This is a genomic window from Streptomyces sp. NPDC014991 (assembly GCF_043080665.1).
In the GTDB taxonomy this organism is placed as follows: domain Bacteria; phylum Actinomycetota; class Actinomycetes; order Streptomycetales; family Streptomycetaceae; genus Streptomyces.
Genome location: NZ_JBIBVY010000020.1, coordinates 113,084 through 131,026, shown reverse-complemented (window position 1 = coordinate 131,026; position 17,943 = coordinate 113,084). Strand labels below are relative to the sequence as shown.

General features: G+C 72.3%; 18 protein-coding genes and 1 riboswitch. Of the genes, 9 read left to right on the top strand and 9 right to left on the bottom strand.

Annotation, left to right across the window (positions count from 1 at the left end; genetic code table 11):
• Positions 1 to 169 precede the first annotated feature (169 nt).
• Complete coding sequence (locus ACF1BE_RS27515) at positions 170 to 445, bottom strand: MoaD/ThiS family protein (protein WP_392201697.1); 276 nt, start codon at positions 443 to 445, stop codon at positions 170 to 172.
• A complete protein-coding gene (gene thrC, locus ACF1BE_RS27510) occupies positions 442 to 1,725 on the bottom strand; it encodes a threonine synthase (protein ID WP_392201696.1) in 1,284 nt (427 codons plus the stop codon). Before thrC ends, ACF1BE_RS27515 begins: the two co-directional genes overlap by 4 nt.
• A 17-nt stretch (positions 1,726 to 1,742) precedes the next feature.
• Positions 1,743 to 1,899, bottom strand: a riboswitch (SAM riboswitch).
• 155 nt (positions 1,900 to 2,054) lie between these two features.
• Here thrC and ACF1BE_RS27505 point away from each other — a divergent pair.
• The gene (locus ACF1BE_RS27505; protein WP_392201695.1) at positions 2,055 to 2,999 is read left to right on the top strand and encodes a glucosyl-3-phosphoglycerate synthase; all 945 of its coding nucleotides are present in this window, start codon (positions 2,055 to 2,057) and stop codon (positions 2,997 to 2,999) included.
• Between the two features lie 74 nt (positions 3,000 to 3,073).
• Positions 3,074 to 4,519, top strand: a complete 1,446-nt coding sequence (locus ACF1BE_RS27500) for a trehalose-6-phosphate synthase (RefSeq protein ID WP_392201694.1) — start codon at positions 3,074 to 3,076, stop codon at positions 4,517 to 4,519.
• Positions 4,520 to 4,560: 41 nt separating this feature from the next.
• Here ACF1BE_RS27500 and otsB read toward each other — a convergent pair whose 3' ends face one another.
• From otsB to ACF1BE_RS27485, 3 genes are all read right to left on the bottom strand, one after another.
• A complete protein-coding gene (gene otsB, locus ACF1BE_RS27495; RefSeq protein WP_392201693.1) occupies positions 4,561 to 5,418 on the bottom strand; it encodes a trehalose-phosphatase in 858 nt (285 codons plus the stop codon).
• Between the two features lie 35 nt (positions 5,419 to 5,453).
• A complete protein-coding gene (locus tag ACF1BE_RS27490; RefSeq protein WP_121788170.1) occupies positions 5,454 to 5,678 on the bottom strand; it encodes a DUF3263 domain-containing protein in 225 nt (74 codons plus the stop codon).
• Positions 5,679 to 5,782: 104 nt separating this feature from the next.
• On the bottom strand, positions 5,783 to 7,027 hold the full coding sequence (locus ACF1BE_RS27485) for an extracellular solute-binding protein (protein ID WP_392201692.1): 1,245 nt from the start codon (positions 7,025 to 7,027) through the stop codon (positions 5,783 to 5,785).
• Positions 7,028 to 7,169: 142 nt separating this feature from the next.
• On the opposite strand from ACF1BE_RS27485, the gene ACF1BE_RS27480 reads away from it, so the two are divergent.
• The 3 genes from ACF1BE_RS27480 (at position 7,170) to ACF1BE_RS27470 (ending at position 10,451) form a co-directional block, all read left to right on the top strand.
• On the top strand, positions 7,170 to 8,117 hold the full coding sequence (locus ACF1BE_RS27480) for an ROK family protein (protein ID WP_392201718.1): 948 nt from the start codon (positions 7,170 to 7,172) through the stop codon (positions 8,115 to 8,117).
• Between the two features lie 113 nt (positions 8,118 to 8,230).
• On the top strand, positions 8,231 to 9,358 hold the full coding sequence (gene nagA / locus ACF1BE_RS27475; RefSeq protein ID WP_392201717.1) for an N-acetylglucosamine-6-phosphate deacetylase: 1,128 nt from the start codon (positions 8,231 to 8,233) through the stop codon (positions 9,356 to 9,358).
• A 121-nt stretch (positions 9,359 to 9,479) separates the two neighbouring features.
• Positions 9,480 to 10,451, top strand: a complete 972-nt coding sequence (locus ACF1BE_RS27470) for a 1-phosphofructokinase family hexose kinase (RefSeq protein ID WP_392201691.1) — start codon at positions 9,480 to 9,482, stop codon at positions 10,449 to 10,451.
• On the opposite strand, the gene ACF1BE_RS27465 is transcribed toward ACF1BE_RS27470, so the two are convergent.
• Both ACF1BE_RS27465 and cdgB read right to left on the bottom strand, forming a co-directional pair.
• On the bottom strand, positions 10,441 to 11,394 hold the full coding sequence (locus tag ACF1BE_RS27465) for a carbohydrate-binding protein (RefSeq protein WP_392201690.1): 954 nt from the start codon (positions 11,392 to 11,394) through the stop codon (positions 10,441 to 10,443). The two genes, ACF1BE_RS27470 and ACF1BE_RS27465, sit on opposite strands and share 11 nt — an antisense overlap.
• Positions 11,395 to 11,513: 119 nt before the next feature.
• A complete protein-coding gene (gene cdgB, locus ACF1BE_RS27460) occupies positions 11,514 to 13,169 on the bottom strand; it encodes a diguanylate cyclase CdgB (RefSeq protein WP_392201689.1) in 1,656 nt (551 codons plus the stop codon).
• A 447-nt stretch (positions 13,170 to 13,616) separates the two neighbouring features.
• On the opposite strand from cdgB, the gene ACF1BE_RS27455 reads away from it, so the two are divergent.
• A complete protein-coding gene (locus ACF1BE_RS27455; RefSeq protein WP_392201688.1) occupies positions 13,617 to 14,135 on the top strand; it encodes a flavin reductase family protein in 519 nt (172 codons plus the stop codon).
• A 66-nt stretch (positions 14,136 to 14,201) separates the two neighbouring features.
• The gene (locus ACF1BE_RS27450; RefSeq protein ID WP_392201687.1) at positions 14,202 to 14,660 is read left to right on the top strand and encodes a GNAT family N-acetyltransferase; all 459 of its coding nucleotides are present in this window, start codon (positions 14,202 to 14,204) and stop codon (positions 14,658 to 14,660) included.
• Positions 14,661 to 14,717: 57 nt separating this feature from the next.
• Here ACF1BE_RS27450 and arfB read toward each other — a convergent pair whose 3' ends face one another.
• A complete protein-coding gene (gene arfB / locus ACF1BE_RS27445; RefSeq protein WP_392201686.1) occupies positions 14,718 to 15,155 on the bottom strand; it encodes an alternative ribosome rescue aminoacyl-tRNA hydrolase ArfB in 438 nt (145 codons plus the stop codon).
• Positions 15,156 to 15,320: 165 nt separating this feature from the next.
• Here arfB and ACF1BE_RS27440 point away from each other — a divergent pair, with 165 nt between their 5' ends.
• Entirely contained in the window at positions 15,321 to 15,896 is a 576-nt protein-coding gene (locus ACF1BE_RS27440; protein ID WP_392201685.1) for a TerD family protein, read from the top strand.
• A gap of 82 nt (positions 15,897 to 15,978) precedes the next feature.
• On the opposite strand, the gene ACF1BE_RS27435 is transcribed toward ACF1BE_RS27440, so the two are convergent.
• On the bottom strand, positions 15,979 to 17,370 hold the full coding sequence (locus ACF1BE_RS27435) for a M1 family metallopeptidase (RefSeq protein WP_392201684.1): 1,392 nt from the start codon (positions 17,368 to 17,370) through the stop codon (positions 15,979 to 15,981).
• A gap of 71 nt (positions 17,371 to 17,441) precedes the next feature.
• Here ACF1BE_RS27435 and ACF1BE_RS27430 point away from each other — a divergent pair, with 71 nt between their 5' ends.
• Positions 17,442 to 17,942 carry a hypothetical protein gene (locus ACF1BE_RS27430; protein WP_392201683.1) on the top strand — a complete coding sequence of 167 codons (501 nt, stop codon included), beginning with the start codon at positions 17,442 to 17,444 and terminating at the stop codon, positions 17,940 to 17,942.
• The last annotated feature ends 1 nt before the right edge of the window (position 17,943 follow it).

The following is a 17,943-nucleotide window of genomic DNA, read 5'->3' as shown; positions in this document are numbered from 1 at the left end:
GTCGGGCGCGCGGCATGAAATGAAGGGCCGCCGACCCGCGGTCCGCGACCGTGTTCCCCAACTCTACCGCGCTCAATCACACAGAATTGCCCCCTCCGCTTCTCTTACGGAGGGGGCAATCACATGAACGATATGTAACCGGCGTTACCGAAGGTAATGATGCGGCGGATCAGCCGCCGGCGACCGCCGGAATGATCGAGACGCCCGCACCGTCCGGCGTGGCGGTCTCCAGGCCCTGCTCGAAGCGGACGTCGTCGTCGTTCACGTACACGTTGACGAACCGGCGCAGCCGGCCCTGGTCGTCCAGCACCCGGGCGGCGATCCCGGTGTGGTTCTTCTCCAGGTCGGCGATGACCTCGGCGAGGGTCGCGCCCTGCGCGGCGACCTCCGCCGAGCCGCCGGTGTAGGTACGCAGGATGGTGGGGATGCGAACGGTCACGCTCATGCGAGGCCAGCCTCTCGGAAGGAGTCCAGGGTCGGGCGGATGGTGGCGGTGAGACCGGTCCCGGCCACCGCGTCCAGGGTCTTCAGGCCGTCACCGGTGTTCAGGACGACCGTGGTCCTCGCCGGGTCCAGCACGCCGTTCTCGATCAGCTTGCGGGTGACGCCCACGGTGACACCGCCGGCGGTCTCCGCGAAGATGCCCTCGGTCCGCGCGAGCAGCCGGATGGCGTCCACCACCTGCTGGTCGGTGACGTCCTCCACGGCGCCGCCGGTGCGGCGGGCGATGTCCAGCACGTACGGACCGTCGGCCGGGTTGCCGATGGCGAGCGACTTGGCGATCGTGTTCGGCTTCTGCGGCCGCACGACGTCGTGCCCGGCTTTGAAGGCGGTGGACACCGGCGAGCAGCCCTCGGCCTGGGCGCCGAAGATCCGGTACGGACGGTCCTCGACGAGGCCGAGTTCGATCAGCTCCCTCAGACCCTTGTCGATCTTGGTGAGCTGGGAGCCGGAGGCGATCGGCACCACGATCTGGTCGGGCAGCCGCCAGCCGAGCTGTTCGCAGATCTCGTACGCGAGGGTCTTGGAGCCCTCCGCGTAGTACGGCCGCAGGTTGACGTTGACGAAGCCCCAGCCCTCGCCGGCCGAGTCGCCGATCAGCTCCGAGCAGAAGCGGTTCACGTCGTCGTAGTTGCCCTCGATGCCGACCAGCTCACCGCCGTAGACGGCGGCCATGACCACCTTGGCCTGCTCCAGGTCGTGCGGGATGAACACGCAGGAGCGCAGGCCGGCCCGGGCGGCGGCGGCGCCGACGGCACCGGCCAGGTTGCCCGTGGAGGAGCAGGACAGGGTGGTGAAGCCGAAGGCGCGGGCGGCCTCCAGGGCCTGGGCGACGACCCGGTCCTTGAAGGAGTGCGTCGGGTTGCCGGAGTCGTCCTTCACGTACAGCCCGCCGGTCACGCCCAGCTCGCGCGCCAGGTTGTCGGCCCTGACCAGCTCGGTCCAGCCCGGGTTCAGGTTCGGCTTGCCGGCGACGTCCGCGGGGACGGGCAGCAGCGGGGCGTAGCGCCAGATGTTCGCGGGGCCCGCCTCGATGCGGCGGCGCAGCTCTTCGGTGCCGTAGGCGGAGAAGTCGTAGGCGATCTCCAGCGGACCGAAACACTCCTCGCAGGCGAAGACCGGGCCGAGGGGCACCCGGTGACCGCACTCGCGACAGCTCAGGGCCGTGGCGGGACCGAGGTCGACGGTGGAACTGCCGGTGCTTGCAACTGTCTGCACAGCCATGGAGGCGAGGCCCTTTCTCCTCATCTTCCTCACGACGCACTTCGCCGTGAGACGGATTTGGCACCTTCCCTAGCCGGGAGCCTCGCGGAGACGATCAGAACTGATCTACGAGAACCGACTGGAGGGTTGCCGGGGCTTCATCGGGCCGTGTCCCTCTGCCCCTCTGGATGAGCAATATGTGGTTGTGGGGCGCGGGCGACCCCCGACATGCGATGGTCACCGGCGTTGTTCAAGACTGTAACCGAAGGCCAGGACAGTTGAGATAGTCGTCCGTACCGCGAGATGGATCACACGGTGTGTGTGGTCGTGACAGTGAGGAGCCGCAGACCGTGCTGGAAGAAGTCGAGCGCTGGCTGGCCGACCGCTCCTGGTCCGTGACCGACCGCCCGCTCCACCGCATCCTGGCCGCCAAGCAACGCACCGGCCAGACGATCAGCGTCGTGCTGCCCGCGCTCAACGAGGAGGAGACGGTCGGCGACATCGTCGCGGTCATCCGCCACGACCTCGTCGAGCAGATACCGCTGGTCGACGAGATCGTCGTCGTCGACTCCGGCTCCACCGACCGCACCGCGCAGGTCGCCGCGCGCGCCGGCGCCCGGGTCGTCCACCGCGACGCCGTCCTGCCCCGCATCCCCGCCGTCCCCGGCAAGGGCGAGGTGCTGTGGCGCTCGCTGCTGGTGACCGGCGGGGACATCGTCTGTTTCATCGACGCGGACCTGCGCGAGTTCTCCTCCGACTTCGTCTCCGGGATCGTCGGCCCGCTGCTCACCGACCCCGGTGTCGACCTGGTCAAGGCGATGTACGACCGCCCGCTCGGCGGCGCGGCCGGACAGGGCGGCCGGGTCACCGAACTCATGGCCCGGCCGCTGCTGAACATGCACTGGCCGCAGCTGGCCGGCTTCGTGCAGCCGCTGGGCGGCGAGTACGCGGCCCGCCGCTCCCTGCTGGAGCAGCTGCCGTTCCCCGTCGGCTACGGCGTGGAGCTGGGGATGCTGGTGGACGCGCTGCACCTGGCCGGCCTGGACGCGCTGGCCCAGGTCGACGTGGGCGTGCGCCTGCACCGCCATCAGGACGGGCAGGCCCTGGGCCGGATGGCCGCCGCGATCTACCGCACCGCCCAGCTCCGGCTGGCCCGCGGCCATCTGATCCGGCCCGCGCTGACCCAGTTCGAGCGCGGCGAGGACGGGTTCGAGCCGCGCACCTACTCGGTGGACACCGAGGAACGGCCGCCCATGGTGGAGATCGCCGAGTACGCCGAGCGGAAGGTGGCGTGAACAGTCCGTATACGGTCCCCTTCCCGGGTGGACCGTACGTTTGAGCGTTTGTGGGCCGGGCTAGGTTGAGGCGTATGGCTTCCACGCACGGCGCTGCTGAACAGGCTCAGGTGCTGGTCGCGTCCAATCGCGGCCCGGTTTCGTATCAGATCGACGAGGAGGGCTCGCTGCACGCCAGGCGGGGCGGCGGCGGGCTGGTCTCCGGGCTGTCGGCGATCGGGTCGGACGCGGACTCCGTGTGGGTGTGCGCCGCGCTCGGCGCCGGCGACCGCGAGGCCGTGCGGCGCGCGGACGGCGCACTGCTGCCGGCCGCGGACACCGGCGGGCAGCGGGTGCGGATGCTCGACATCGACGCGACCGTGCACGCCGAGGCCTACAACGACATCGCCAACTCGGTGCTCTGGTTCGTCCACCACATGCTGTACCAGACCCCGATGGAGCCGGTCTTCGACGCGCGGTTCCGGCGGCAGTGGGCGTCCTACCGGGCCTACAACCAGGCGTTCGCCGAGGCGCTGGCCGAGGAGGCCGCCGAGGGCGCGGCGGTGCTGATCCAGGACTACCACCTCGCCCTGGCCCCGCGCATGCTCCGCGAACTCCGCCCCGACCTGCGCATCGGCCACTTCTCGCACACCCCCTGGGCGCCGCCGGACTATTTCCGCCTGCTGCCCGACGACATCGCCGCCGAGCTGCTCGGCGGCATCCTGGGCGCGGACCGCGCGGCGTTCCTCACCCAGCGGTGGGCGGACGCCTTCACCGCCTGCTGTCAGGTGGTGCTCGGGCCCGACGCCGCCGCCGGCACCCGGATCGGGGTGCACGGTCTGGGCGCGGACGCGGACTTCCTGCGCGGACGGGCCCACCAGGACGACGTGGCCGAGCGGATGACGGCACTGCGCGAGGAGATCGGCCCGGGTCCTGACGGGTCGGCGCGCAGGGCGATCGTCCGGGTGGACCGCACCGAGCTGTCCAAGAACATCGTGCGCGGGCTGCTGGCCTACCGGCAGCTGCTCGACGACCACCCCGAATGGCGGGAGAAGGTCGTCCACGTGGCCTTCGCGTACCCGTCCCGGCAGGACCTCGCCGTGTACCGCGAGTACACCGCCGAGGTGCGGCGGGTCGCGGACGACATCAACGGGCGGTACGGCACGGCGGGCTGGACCCCGGTCGTCCTGCACGTGAAGGACGACTTCGCCCGCTCCCTGGCCGCCTACCGGCTGGCCGACGTGGCCCTGGTGAACCCCATCCGCGACGGCATGAACCTGGTCGCCAAGGAGGTCCCGGTGGTCTCCGACGCGGGCTGCGCGCTGGTGCTGTCCCGGGAGGCCGGGGCGTACGAGGAGCTGGGCGGGGACGCGATCGTGGTGAACCCGTACGACATCGGGGGGACGGCGGACGCGCTGCACGCGGCCCTGAGCCTGCCCGTGGCCGAGCGGGCGGAGCGCTCGAAGCGGCTGGCCGCGGCGGCGACCGCGCTGCCGCCGACGCGCTGGTTCCTGGACCAGCTCGACGCGCTGCGGGGCTGACCGGCCGGGCCCGGCGCCCCGGGCCCGGCCGGCCGGGCCCGTCACCCGAGCTGGGCCGCCAGCCCCCGCAGCAGCTCCACGACGCCTTCCGGGCCGGCCACCACCAGGTCGGCGCGGTCCGCCAGTTCGGTGACCTCCGTGCTGCCGCTGCACACCAGCAGGCCGGGGGTGCCGGCGGCGCGGAGTTCGTCGACCGCGGCGAAGGCGGGCAGGTCGCCCAGGTCGTCGCCGGCGTAGACGACGCAGCCGGCCCGGGTGGCACGGGCGTGGTCCAGGAGGGCCACGCCCTTGTCCATGCCCGGCGGGCGGAGCTCCAGGACCAGGCGGCCGGGTTCGACGATCAGGCCGTGCCGGGTGGCGAGGCCGGCGAGGGGGCCGCGCAGGGCCTCGAACGCGGCCTGCGGGTCGGCGGCGCGGCGGGTGTGGACCGCGAGCGCCCGGCCCTTCTCCTCGATCCAGGTGCCCTGCCCGGCGCCGGCACGCTCCAGCAGGCCGGGCAGTTCGGCGCGGGCGGCGGCCACACCCGGGTGCGGGGGTGGCGCGGTGACCGTGCCGGTGGCCGCGTCCCAGCGTTCGGCGCCGTAGTGGCCGAGGACGGTGAGGTGCTCCAGGCCGGGGACGTCCGCGAAGCCGCCGTACCGGACCGCCACCTCGGGCGGGCGGCCGGTGATCACGGCGACGGAGGCCACCTCGGGGGCGAGCGCGGCCAGCGCGGGCACGGCCCCGGGGTGGGCGCGGGCCTGTTCGGGGTCGGCGACGATCGGGGCCAGTGTGCCGTCGAAGTCCAGTCCGATCACGGCGTCACGGGGCCGGGCGAGCAGCGCGGCGAGCCCGTCCCGGCCGGCCTGGGTGGCCGGGAGCGGCAGCGGGTGCGGGGAGTCCGTCGTGTGGGTGCCCATACGGCGACCCTATCCACGGAAGGCCCGTCCACTCCTCAGCGTTCGGCGCGCCGCGTCTGCCGGATCCGGCGCAGCCGGTTGACGGTGACCGGGTCGTGCGCCAGGGCCCGGGCGTCGTCCAGGAGGGCGTTGAGGAGCTGGTAGTAGCGGACGGGGGACAGATCCAGCTCCTCGCGGATCGCCCGTTCCTTCGCGCCGGGGCCGGGGAACGCCCGGCGCTCCAGCGCGAGGATGGCCTTCTCGCGGCTGCCCAGTTCCATGGGAGCCACCGTAGCGCCGGGCACGGACAGCCGGGCCCGGTGCGGCGGGAGTGCGTGCCCGGCGTCGTGGGGCAGCCGGGAGTCGGACGACACGGCCCGGCAACCTAGCCGGCGGTGCCGCTGTCGGCCGCCGTGGCCGTGGACTGGAGCCGGGTCAGGACGCCGGAGGGGCTGCCGCCGGGGGCGACGGCCTGCCCGATGTTCTGCTTCACGGCCGCGCTGACCGACGCCCAGGAGGTCTTGCCGACGGGGTACAGCTGGGACGTGGGCAGCTGGTCCAGGAAGGGGCGCAGGACCTTGTCGGAGGCCTTGCCGGACGTGCTCATGGCGGTGGAGGCGGAGCCGGTGACGGGGAGCAGCCCGTACGCGCGGGAGAAGGTGAGGACGTTCTTCTCGCTGTAGACGAAGTCGAGGAAGTCGCCGATCTGGTCGGCGTGCCCGTTCTGCCGGAAGCCCATCATCCAGTCGGCGACGCCCATGGAGGCCCGGGCCTTGCCGGTGCGGCCCGGCATCGGCACCATGCCGAACTTCACGCCCTTGCGGCCGGCCTGCTGGATCAGCGTGGGGTGCCCGTTGAGCATGCCGACCTGGCCGTCGGCGAACGCGGCGAAGGCGTCGGCGCGGTTGAGCTTGCCGGGGGCGACGGGGCCGGTCAGGCCCTTGTCGACCAGCTCGTCCTTGAGCCAGGTGAACGTCTCCATGTTCTGCGCGGAGTCGATGGTGTAGGTGCCGACGTCGTCGGTGTAGCCGCTGCCGCCGCCGAGCAGCCACTGCATGGTCTCGGCCTGGGCCTCCTCGGGGCCGAGCGGCAGGGCGTAGGGGTACTTCACGCCCTTGTCCTTCAGGGCGCGGGCGTCGGCGGCCAACTGGTCCCAGGTGGTGGGCGGGGTGAGGCCGGCACCGGCGAACAGGGTCTTGTTGTAGAAGAGCACCCGGGTGGAGGCGGCGAAGGGGATGCCGTACTGGGTGTGCTTCCACTCGCCGGCGTCGGAGAGCTGGGAGAGGAGGTCGGCCTGGGTGCGGATGGAGAGCAGGTCGGAGACCTGGTAGAGCTTGCCGGCCGCGGCGTAGTCGGCGTAGGCGCCGATCTGGGCCAGGTCGGGGGCGTGGCCGGCGTCGACCATTTCCTTGACCTTGCGGTCGACGTCGTTCCAGGAGTAGACGCTGACCTCGACCTTCACGCCGGGGTGGTGCGACTCGTACTCCTCGGCGAGGTCGTCCCAGTACTTCTTGGAGCTGTTGGCGGCGGAGTCGCCGTAGTCGGCGGCGACGAGTCTGAGGGTCACGTCCGAGGAGCCCGTACCCCCGCAGCCGCCGAGAACCGCCGTCATGCCCAGTGCGGACACCACCGCGATCGTTCCTGCCGTACCCCGACGCACCCTCAAAACCCCAACCCTGCTGTCTGACCGTTCGATATATGGACACCTAAGGTCTACACCACGTGAGTGGACTAGACCTTTCCCGGGTAGGAGGGTCACACTAGAGCCCGTGGTGAGACATGTCATCGCCCTCGACGTGGGCGGTACCGGGATGAAGGCCGCCCTCGTCGGCGACGACGGCGCCCTGCTGCACCGCGCCCGCCGCGCCACCGGCCGCGAGCGCGGCTCCGAGGCGGTGATCGAGGGCATCCTCGACTTCGCCGCCGAGCTGCGCGCCTACGGCGTCGAGCACTGCGGCGGACCGGCCGACGCGGCCGGCATCGCCGTCCCCGGCATCGTCGACGAGGCACAGGGCACCGCCGTCTACTCCGCCAACCTCGGCTGGAAGGACGTACCCCTGCGGGCCCTGCTCACCGACCGGCTCGGAATGCCCGTCGCCCTCGGCCACGACGTGCGCACCGGCGGACTCGCCGAGGGCCGGATCGGCGCGGGCCGGGGCGCGGACCGGTTCCTGTTCGTGCCGCTCGGCACCGGGATCGCCGGCGCCATCGGCATCGACGGCCGGGTGGAGGCCGGCGCGGACGGCTTCGCGGGCGAGATCGGTCACATCCGCGTACGCCCCCGGGGCGCCGCCTGCCCCTGCGGGCAGTACGGCTGCCTGGAGCGGTACGCCTCCGCGTCTGCCGTCAGCGCGGCATGGGCCGCCGCCTGCGGGAACCCGGACGCGGACGCCGCGGACTGCGCCCGCGCCGTCGCGTCCGGTGAGCCGAACGCCGTCCGGGTCTGGCAGGAGGCGGTGGACGCGCTCGCCGACGGCCTGGTCACCGCACTGACCCTGCTGAACCCCCGCACCATGATCATCGGTGGCGGGCTCGCCGAAGCCGGGGAAGTGTTGTTCCAGCCGCTGCGGGACGCCGTCCGGCAACGGGTCACCTTCCAGAAACTGCCCACCATCGTCCCCGCCGCCCTCGGCGACAGCGCCGGCTGCCTGGGCGCCGGCCTGCTCGCCCGGGACCTGCTGACGACCACCACTCCCACGACTCCGGAGGTAAGCACCTGATGGCAACCGAGCGGGAAACTCCGGCCCCGGACAGCGCCCCGCGAGGGACGCGGGACGGTGCTGCGGCTCCGCGGCCCGGCCGCGGGACGCGGATCGCCACGGCGGACCCGCAGGTGCTCACCGGCGCACACGTGGTGCTCCCCACCAAGACCGTGCGCAACGGCCGGCTGGCCGTGGACGGCACCCGCATCACCGCCACCGCCCCGGCCGGCGCCCAGGTCATCGACGTCACCGGCCACTGGCTGGTGCCCGGCTTCGTCGACATCCACAACCACGGCGGCGGCGGCGCCGCCTTCTCCGGCAGCGCCGAGGAGATCCTCACCGCCGTCCACGCCCACCGGCGGCACGGCACCACCACCCTCGTCGCCTCCATGGTCACCGACGAGATGGACCTGCTCGCCCGCCAGGCCGGCCTGCTGAGCGAGCTGGCCGAACAGGGCGAGATCGCGGGCATCCACTTCGAGGGGCCGTTCATCTCGCCCTGCCGCAAGGGCGCGCACGCCGAGGAACTGCTGCTCGACCCGGACCCGGCGGACGTCCGCAAACTGATCGACGCGGCGCGCGGCCAGGCCAGAATGGTCACGCTCGCCACCGAGCTGCCGGGCGGCGTCGACTCCGTACGGCTGCTCGCCGAACACGGGGTGATCGCGGCGATCGGCCACACGGACGCCAGCTACGAGCAGACGGTCGAGGCGATCGACGCGGGGGCCACGGTCGCCACCCACCTCTTCAACGCCATGCCCGGCCTGAACCACCGCTCCCCCGGCCCCATCGCCGCCCTGCTGGAGGACGAGCGGGTCACGGTGGAGCTGATCAACGACGGCACCCACCTCCACCCCGCCGCGCTGCAGCTGGCCTTCCGGCACGCCGGCGCCGACCGGGTCGCGTTCATCACCGACGCCATGGACGCGGCCGGCATCGGCGACGGCCGCTACATGCTCGGCCCCATGGAGGTCGAGGTCAGCGACGGTGTGGCCCGGCTGGTGCACGGCGGCTCGATCGCCGGCTCCACCCTCACCCTGGACCGCGCGTTCCGGCGGGCGGTGACCGTCGACCGGCTGCCGGTGGAGGACGCCGTCGCCGCCCTGTCCGCCAACCCGGCCCGGCTGCTCGGCCTCTCCGACCGCATCGGCTCCCTGGAGCCCGGCAAGGACGCCGACCTGGTCCTGCTGGACGCCGACTTCCGGGTGAAGGGCGTCATGCGCCGGGGCGAATGGGTGGTAACTCCCCAACTGCCCTGATCCGCACCGCCTTCGGGAACACGGCCACCCTCCGCGCACTGGGCCGGCCGCCGTCTCTTTGGCATGATCGTGGTCCCGTAACCGACGGCATGCGCAGGGACTTCGAGGGAGGGCGGCCCGGGTGATCCTCACGGTCACACTGAACACCGCCCTCGACCTGACCTATCGCGTGCCGTCGCTGCGCCCGCACACCTCGCACCGGGTGTCGGAGGTCGTCGAGCGGGCCGGCGGCAAGGGCGTGAACGTGGCCCGGGTCCTGGCCGCGCTCGGGCACGAGGTGACGGTCACCGGGTTCGCGGGCGGTGCCACCGGACAGGTGCTGCGGGAGCGGCTCGCGGGCACGCCCGGGCCGGTGGACGCGCTGGTGCCGGTCGCCGGGGCGACCCGGCGCACCATCGCGGTCGTGGACGAGCGGTCCGGCGACACCACCCAGCTCAACGAGCCGGGCCCGCAGATCGCCCCGGCCGAGTGGGGCACCTTCCTGGACCGCTACGAGGAGCTGCTGGCCGGCGCCTCCGCGGTGGCGCTGTGCGGCAGCCTGCCGCCGGGGGTGCCGGTCGGGGCGTACGCGACGCTCGTACGGACCGCACGCTCCCTCGGCGTGCCCGTCCTGCTGGACACCAGCGGGGAGCCGCTGCGCCGCGGAGTCGCCGCGCGCCCCGACGTCATCAAGCCCAACGCCGACGAACTGGCCGAACTCACCGGATCCCACGAGCCGTCACGCGCCACCCAGGACGCCCGCGGGCGGGGCGCCCGCGCGGTCGTGGCCTCCCTCGGCGCGGACGGCCTGCTCGCCGTCACCCCCGACGGCCGCTGGCGCGCCGCGCCGCCCACCCGCGTGCACGGCAACCCGACCGGCGCGGGCGACGCGGCGGTGGCCGGCCTGCTCTCGGGCCTCGTGGAGAACCTTCCCTGGCCGGCGCGCCTGACCCGGGCGGTCGCCCTGGCGACGGCGACCGTCCACGCCCCGGCAGCGGGCGACTTCGACCCCGCGCTCTACACGGAACTGCTGCACCGGGTGGCGGTGACGGGGGAGTCCGGCGCGGCCCGGGCGGAGCGGCGCCCCGCCCGGCGGGACCGGCTCAGCTCTTGACGCGGCCCTTCTTGATCCACATCTGGTCGATCAGGACGTTGCACTTGTCACCGGGCTGGCAGGAGACGGCGATGGTGTTGGACCCCTTCTGGAGGGTCGGCCACACGTAGGACTTCGTCCAGCCCTTGTCGAAGGCACCGTCGGCGGCGCTCCGCCAGTTCTTCAGGCCCAGCTTGCTGCCGAACGGCTTTCCGTTGACGGTGACCGACATGGACTGGTCCTCGCCGGTGGCGCTGTAGTTCACGAAGAGGGTGTACGGGCCGTCCTCGGGGATGTCCTCGACCGTCCAGGTCACCGAGGCGCCGACCTGGTTGAGCCCGCCCACGTAGCTGCCGTCCGCGGACCGTGCGCCGGAGACGTCCGAGGCCCCGGCGGCGCCGCCGGCCAGCTGGAGGCTCTTGTCGGCGCCGTCGGCCTTCGGCAGGTCCCCGGGAGACGGCGTGCCGCTGCCCGTCGGGGTCGGGGAGTGGGGCTGGGACTGGGTCGGGGCATTTCCCGCCTGGTCGCCGGACTTGTCGTCGTCCGTTTTGCCGTTGATCATCGCGATGCCGATGCCGATGACGACCGCGGCGACCACCGCGACCGCGCCGATCAGCAGGCCCTTGGTGTTCGGGCCGCGCCGGCCGGACGTGGGCGGCGCGGGCTGCCGGCCGGCCGGCGCGCCGCCGGGCAGCGTCTCGGGGGCCTGGTAGTGGGCGCTCGGCTGACCGTGGGAGCCCTGCTGCGGTGCGCCCTGACCGTAGGCGGCCTGCGGCGGCTGGCCGTACGGCGCCTGCTGGCCGTAGGTGCGCTCGCCGACCGCGCGGACCCTGCTGACCGAGTTCGGATAGCCGTAACCGCCGCCGGAGGGCGGCTGGGCTCCCCGGGCCTGGCCGTCTGCGTACAGGTAGCCGAACGGGTCGTCGTCCTCGGGCGGGCTCGCGCCGTTGTCGCCGGGCGTCATCCCTTGGGTACTCCTCAACAGGTGCGGGCGTATGCGGTACGGGTGTGGAATGGCGAGCCTACCCGCTCTCACTCGCCCGAACGGGTGACCCGAACCGCATCAACTCGCTGACCTGCGGGTCATCCCGCGCGGCGATGCTGTTTGGGACGAGATCGTTTCTCTACGTACATCCGCTCGTCAGCGGACTTCAGCACCTCGTCCGCCGTCATGCCGCAATGCGCCCAGCCGATGCCGAAGCTCGCGCCCACCCGGACCGCCCGGCCCTCGGCGCGGATCGGCTGGATGATCTCGTTGCGCAGCCGTACGGCGAGGTCCTGGGCGTCGGCCCGGCCGAGGCCGTCGGCGAGGATCACGAACTCGTCGCCGCCGAGCCGGGCGACCGTGTCGCCGTCCCGGACACCGTTGCTCAGCCGCCGGGCCACCTCGATGAGGACCGCGTCACCCGCGTTGTGCCCGAAGCGGTCGTTGATCGACTTGAAGCCGTCGAGGTCGCAGAAGAGGACCGCGAGGCCCTTGGTGCCGTCGTCGCGGCCCTCCTCGGGGGCGGCGGTGTGCACATGGTGGTCGTAGGCGTCGTACGCCTCCGCGTCCGGCGCGAAGTCGAAGCCGTGACCGGCCGGGGCGTCGAAGGCGGGGTGGCCGTAGGCCGCGTCCAGGGACTCCAGCGCGTCGGCCTGCGCGGGCCGACGGCAGAGCCGGGCCGCCAGGCGCGAGCGCAGCTCGGCGGAGTTCGGCAGGCCGGTCAGCGAGTCGTGGGAGGCGCGGTGGGCGAGCTGGAGCTCGCGGCGCTTGCGTTCCTCTATGTCCTCGACGTGGCTGAGCAGGAAGCGCGGGCCGTCGGCGGCGTCCGCGACGACGCTGTTGCGCAGGGACACCCACACGTACGTGCCGTCCCGCCGGCCGAGCCGCAGCTCCGCCCGCCCGCCCTCGGCGGAGGTGCGCAGCAGGGTGCCGATGTCCTCGGGGTGGACGAGGTCGGCGAAGGAGTAGCGGCGCATCGCGGAGGCGGGCCGGCCCAGCAGCCGGCACAGGGCGTCGTTGGTGCGCAGGATGCGGCCGTGCTGGTCGCCGCCCATCTCGGCGATGGCCATGCCCGAGGGGGCGTACTCGAAGGCCTGCCGGAAGGACTCCTCGCTGGCGCGCAGGGCCTGCTGCTCGCGCTCCAGGCGGACCAGGGCGCGCTGCATGTTGGCCCGCAGACGCGCGTTGCTGATCGCGATGGCGGCCTGGAAGGCGTACATCTGCAACGCCTCGCGGCCCCAGGCGCCGGGACGGCGGCCGTTGCGCGGGCGGTCGACGGATATGACCCCGAGCAGCTCGCCGCAGGAGCCGCCCTGCACGCCCGGGGTGTACATGGGCGCGAAGAGCCGGTCGGAGGGGTGCCACTCGTCCTCGAAGCGCGGCGCGGGCCCGTCGGTGTACCACTGGGGGACGTCGTCGTCGTCCAGGACCCAGCCCTCGGTGTGCGGTATGAACACGAGGTCGCCCCAGCGCTCACCCATGCCCAGCCGCCGGTCCCAGGAGTCCCGGGAGCCGGCCCGGCCGGTGATCAGTGCCTCGGCGGCGGAGTTCCCGGAGAAGGCGGCGACGACGAGGTCCCCTTCGGGACGTACCAGGTTGACGGCCGCCATCTCGTATCCCAGGGCGCCCACGACACCGTCCGCGACGGTCTGCAACGTGTCCGCCAGGCTGCGTGCCGTGTTCATGTCGGCCATGACCTGGTGCAGCTGTCGCAGGGACGCAAGGCGGACGTACGGCTCCGACTCGGTCTCCATGCTCGCCCTCCCCCCGAGACCTCGCAGCGAATCAAGGGTTTGTCTTCGGCGTTTCCTTACGCTGTTCTCGCGTTGGCTCCGACGTTTACTCGTAACGACTCTCCGCCACTGAATCACAGCGCGCTGCCCACTCGGTACACAGTGTCAACAATTACTGCCTCCTGTGACTCAAGTCACAGGAGAACGTGAACAATTGAGTGGAGTTTCTGCGTTTCTCCCGTGCGCATTCCGAACACGGAGTGTGCGGCGTGCCCCCATGATGCACGACCCGTGCACAGCCCGTGCACGCCCGCTGCACGGTGGGTGCACGCCCGCGTGCGCCGCTGGTCCTAGGACCCGGCTCGGGCGGAGGGCCGATGCGCCCGGCGCGGTGCGGACACTAGCGTTTCCTGCGTGCTGAAGACTCCCTCACCCATCACCCCCCTGCCTCCCGGGCATGCTGAGGGGGTGAGCAACGACGAGTTCCGGGCCGCGATGTCCCGGCTGGCCGCGGGCGTGGTGCTGGTCACCGCGCAGGAACCGCCGCTCGACCCGGACGACCCGGACGCGCCGGGCGTCGAGGACGTCGGGATGACCGCCACCGCGTTCATGTCGGTCTCCCTCGACCCGCCGCTGGTCCTGGTCAGCCTGCGCGAGGACTCCCGCATGGACGACCTGCTCGCCGAGCAGCCGCTGTGGGCGGTGTCGGTCCTCGCCGAGAGCCAGCGGCACATCGCGGGCCGCTTCGCCATGAAGGGCCGCATCAGCGACCGGCTGCTCTTCGAGGACATCCCCTACGTCCGCGGCGAGGCCACCGGCGCCCCGCTGGCCGGGGGCGCCCTCGCCACCCTGGAGTGCCGTACCGAACAGCGGGTGGCCGCCGGGGACCACACGCTGGTCGTCGGCCGGGTCCTCACCGCGCGCGTGCCCAGCGCTGAGGGCGGCCCGCTGCTGTACTTCCGCGGCAGATACCGGCAACTGGACTGAGTCCGGGTATTCCGCCGCTCCCGTAATTCCGTGGCCCGGGGAAAAGGGAATGCCTAGGGTGCCGGGATGACACTCCGTCTCGAAGAAGTGACACCGGACAACTTCGACACCGCCGTGGGTATCCGCGTCCGCCCCGGGCAGGAACACGCCGTCAGCCCCGTCGTCACGTCCCTCGCCGAGGCGTACGTCCATCCCGCCGGTGTCGCCTGGCCCCGACTGATCGTCGACGGCGACCGGGCGGTCGGCTTCCTCATGGCCTTCTTCGGCATCGACTGGCACCGCGACGGCAGCGTGCACCGCTCCGGGCTGTGGCGGCTGAACATCGCGGCGGACGCCCAGGGCCGCGGGTACGGACGCTTCGCCGTGGACTCGGTGGCGGCGGAGATCCGTCGCCGCGGCGGCAGGGAACTCCACGTCACCTGGCACCCCGGCCCGGCGGGTCCCGAGGACTTCTACCTCCGCCTGGGCTTCAGGAAGACCGGTGAGACGAGCGGGGACCAGACGGTCGGCGTGCTGGAACTGTGACGGCCGTGGTGGGGGGCCGGCCAGGGACCGGACGACGAGAGGTCCTCACCCCAGTCTCTAACCCCAGTCCCGGCCCGTGCGTCCGCGCTTGGTCTGGGCGCGCTGCTTCTTCTCCCGCAGCCGGCGTTCGTTGATGCCGCGCGGGATGCGCGTCGGCCTGCGGGGCTTCGGCGGCGGCGCGGTGGCCTCCGCGAGGAGAGCGGTCAGGCGTACGGCGGCGGCCTCGCGGTTGCGCCACTGGGAGCGATGCTCGGAGGCCCGTACGGACAGCACCCCGTCGACGAGCCGGCCGGCGAGCCGCTGGAGCGCCCGCTCCTTCCACACCGGCGGGAGCGCCTCGGTGCCGGCGAGGTCGAAGCGCAGCTCGACCTGCGAGTCGCTGGTGTTGACGTGCTGTCCGCCGGGCCCGGAGGACCTGGAGAAACGCCACGCCAGCTCGGCCTCGGGAAGCGAGACCGAGCCGCGGATGAAGTAGGGCCCGGACATGTATGCCATGTTCCCGGTCCCGCGGGGTGCACGTCACCTGGATTTCCGGTTCGGTAAAAAAGGTAAAGGCATCCGGAACCGGCGGGACCCCCCTCGACGTTGTTCCGGGTGACGGTAGCTTCGTCGGCACAGATGTGCACGTATGCACGGGTATCTAGGGAAGGGACTCCCAACATGGCTGTAAGCCTGTCCAAGGGTGGCAACGTCTCGCTCACCAAGGAGGCTCCGGGCCTGACCGCCGTCACCGTGGGCCTCGGCTGGGACGTCCGCACCACCACCGGCACGGACTTCGACCTGGACGCCTCCGCCATCGCGGTCAACACGCAGGGCAAGGTCTATTCGGACGGCCACTTCGTCTTCTTCAACAACAAGCAGACCCCGGACAACTCCATCGTCCACACGGGCGACAACCGCACGGGCGAGGGCTCCGGTGACGACGAGGCGATCAACGTCAACCTGGCCGCGCTCCAGGCCGACATCGACAAGATCGTCTTCCCGGTCTCCATCTACGACGCCGAGAACCGCGGCCAGAACTTCGGCCAGGTCCGAAACGCCTACATCCGGATCGTCAACCAGGCCGGCGGCGCCGAGATCGCGCGCTACGACCTGTCGGAGGACGCGGCCACCGAGACGGCCATGGTCTTCGGCGAGCTGTACCGCAACGGCGCGGAGTGGAAGTTCCGCGCGGTGGGCCAGGGTTACGCCTCGGGTCTGGTGGGCATCGCCCAGGACTTCGGCGTCAACGTCTGACGAACTCCCCGCCTGCGCGGGGCCGGGCACGTGAGGCCGGCGGCGCCGCCCTTCCCGGGCGCACGCCGCCGGTCCCCCGCCGTCACGGGTGGCGCGGCTTGCCGTCGCCGTACAGCCAGTCCTTCCAGATCGCGCCGAAGTCCTTGTCCGGAGCCTTCTTCTCCACGTACGCGGTGAACTCGGTGGTGCTCGCGGTGCCGTGGCGGTGTGCGGCGGCCCAGCCCTGGATGATGTCGTAGAAGGTGTCGTCGCCGGTCGTGCGGCGGATCTTCTCCAGGACCATCGCGCCGCGCTGGTAGACGGGGCTGTCGGAGATGTGCGCGGCGCTGGACGGCTTCGCCGGCGGGAAGGCCCAGATCTCCTCGTGGTCCCCGTCGTAGAGGCGGGTGAAGGTCTCCCGGGTGCTGGGACCGCCGTGGTCCTCGTCGTACAGCCACTCCGCGTAGGTGGCGAAGCCCTCGTTGAGCCACATGTCCCGCCAGGACGCGGGAGTGACCGAGTCGCCGTACCACTGGTGGGCGAGTTCGTGCACGAGGGTGGGGGTGTCGGGGGCGCCGGGGAAGACGGGGCGCGTCTGGGTCTCCAGGGCGTACCCGGCGTCGTCCGGGCGGTCGACGATCGCGCCGGTGGAGGAGAAGGGGTACGGCCCGAAGTTGGTCTCCTCCCAGTCGATGATCTCCGGTATCTTCGCGAGCACCTTGGCGCTCGCCCGTGCCTGGGTGGGGTCGACCGCGGTGACGACGGGCAGGCCGTGCGGGCCGGTGGTGCGGGCGATGTCGTAGTGGCCGACGGCGACGGTGGCGAGGTAGCTCGCCATGGGCTGGGCGGTGTGCCAGTGGTAGGCCGTACGGCCGCCCTTCGTGCTCCGGTCCGTCAGGTCGCCGTTGGACACGGCCTGGAGACCCTTCGGCACGGTGACGGTGATGTCGTAGGACGCCTTGTCGGCAGGGTGGTGGTTGCCGGGGAACCAGGCCATGGAGCCGACCGGTTCGCCGAGGCCGAGGGCGCCGTCGTCGGTGGGCAGCCAGCCCTCCTTGGAGCCGTCGGGGTCGGTGAGGGTGCGCGGGGTGCCCGAGTAGCGCACGGTCGTGCGGAAGGTCTCGCCGTCGCTGAGGCCGTCGTGCGGGCGGACGGTGAGTTCCTGGCCGCTACGGCTCCAGCGGGCGTGCCTGCCCTCGACGATGACCGAGTCGACGCGCAGCCCGGCCAGGTCGAGGTCGAACGCGGACAGGTCCTGGGTGGCCCGGGCGGTGATGACCGCCGTGCCGGTGAGGTGGCGGGTGTCGGGGGTGTAGTCCAGCGTGAGGTCGTAGTGGCCGACGTCGTAGCCGCCGTTGCCGGCCTCGGGGAAGTACGGGTCGTGCACACCGGACCCGCCCGCGGCGTCCTGTGCGCCGCCGTCGCACGCGGTGCCGGTGACGGTGAGGAGAAGGAGGGCGGCGACGGCCGGGACAAGGCGCACGGATCTGGACATGTCAGTGATCCTAGAGGGACGGGACGCACCGCGGGCGGGGCCGGGCGGACCGCCGTGACACCATCTCTTCCGTGCTCGACATCGGCTACGCCCTCTCCAACCGGTTCCCGGACCCGCCGCAGACGGACTACCGTCGCGCGGACGTCCACGCGCTGCGGCACGACCTGTTCTGCGGGGACGTGTACCTCGCGGACACCGAGACGGACCGGGAGCTGTCCACAGCCTGGGGATGGGTGCCGGTGCTGGACTTCGCGTGGGCGCTGTGCGACATCGTGGAGCGGCTGGACCAGGACCCGATGGGCTCCCGCGCCGCCCGCCCGCAGCGGGCCGAACTGGACTTCACCGAGTCCAGCGACGCGCTGCTCTTCGAGCGCCGCTTCGGCTGGGTCGAGATCACCTCGGACTGGCAGCCGGCCGAGGAGGCTCCGCTGAGCTTCGCCCACACCGAACTCCGGCGCGAGGCCCGCGACTTCCTGCACGACCTGATCGCCGACCTCACCGACCTCCACGAGGAACTCGCGGAGAACCCGGCGCTCTGGACCCTCCAGGCCCGCTTCCCGCGGGTGCCGTGAC

Bases quoted from the DNA above. Each gene is read 5' to 3' on its own strand.
- ACF1BE_RS27515 (WP_392201697.1), bottom strand. From the start codon at position 445: ATGAGCGTGACCGTTCGCATCCCCACCATCCTGCGTACCTACACCGGC.
- thrC (WP_392201696.1), bottom strand. From the start codon at position 1,725: ATGGCTGTGCAGACAGTTGCAAGCACCGGCAGTTCCACCGTCGACCTC.
- ACF1BE_RS27500 (WP_392201694.1), top strand. From the start codon at position 3,074: ATGGCTTCCACGCACGGCGCTGCTGAACAGGCTCAGGTGCTGGTCGCG.
- otsB (WP_392201693.1), bottom strand. From the start codon at position 5,418: ATGGGCACCCACACGACGGACTCCCCGCACCCGCTGCCGCTCCCGGCC.
- ACF1BE_RS27490 (WP_121788170.1), bottom strand. From the start codon at position 5,678: ATGGAACTGGGCAGCCGCGAGAAGGCCATCCTCGCGCTGGAGCGCCGG.
- ACF1BE_RS27465 (WP_392201690.1), bottom strand. From the start codon at position 11,394: ATGACGCCCGGCGACAACGGCGCGAGCCCGCCCGAGGACGACGACCCG.
- cdgB (WP_392201689.1), bottom strand. From the start codon at position 13,169: ATGGAGACCGAGTCGGAGCCGTACGTCCGCCTTGCGTCCCTGCGACAG.
- ACF1BE_RS27450 (WP_392201687.1), top strand. From the start codon at position 14,202: ATGACACTCCGTCTCGAAGAAGTGACACCGGACAACTTCGACACCGCC.
- arfB (WP_392201686.1), bottom strand. From the start codon at position 15,155: ATGGCATACATGTCCGGGCCCTACTTCATCCGCGGCTCGGTCTCGCTT.
- ACF1BE_RS27440 (WP_392201685.1), top strand. From the start codon at position 15,321: ATGGCTGTAAGCCTGTCCAAGGGTGGCAACGTCTCGCTCACCAAGGAG.
- ACF1BE_RS27435 (WP_392201684.1), bottom strand. From the start codon at position 17,370: ATGTCCAGATCCGTGCGCCTTGTCCCGGCCGTCGCCGCCCTCCTTCTC.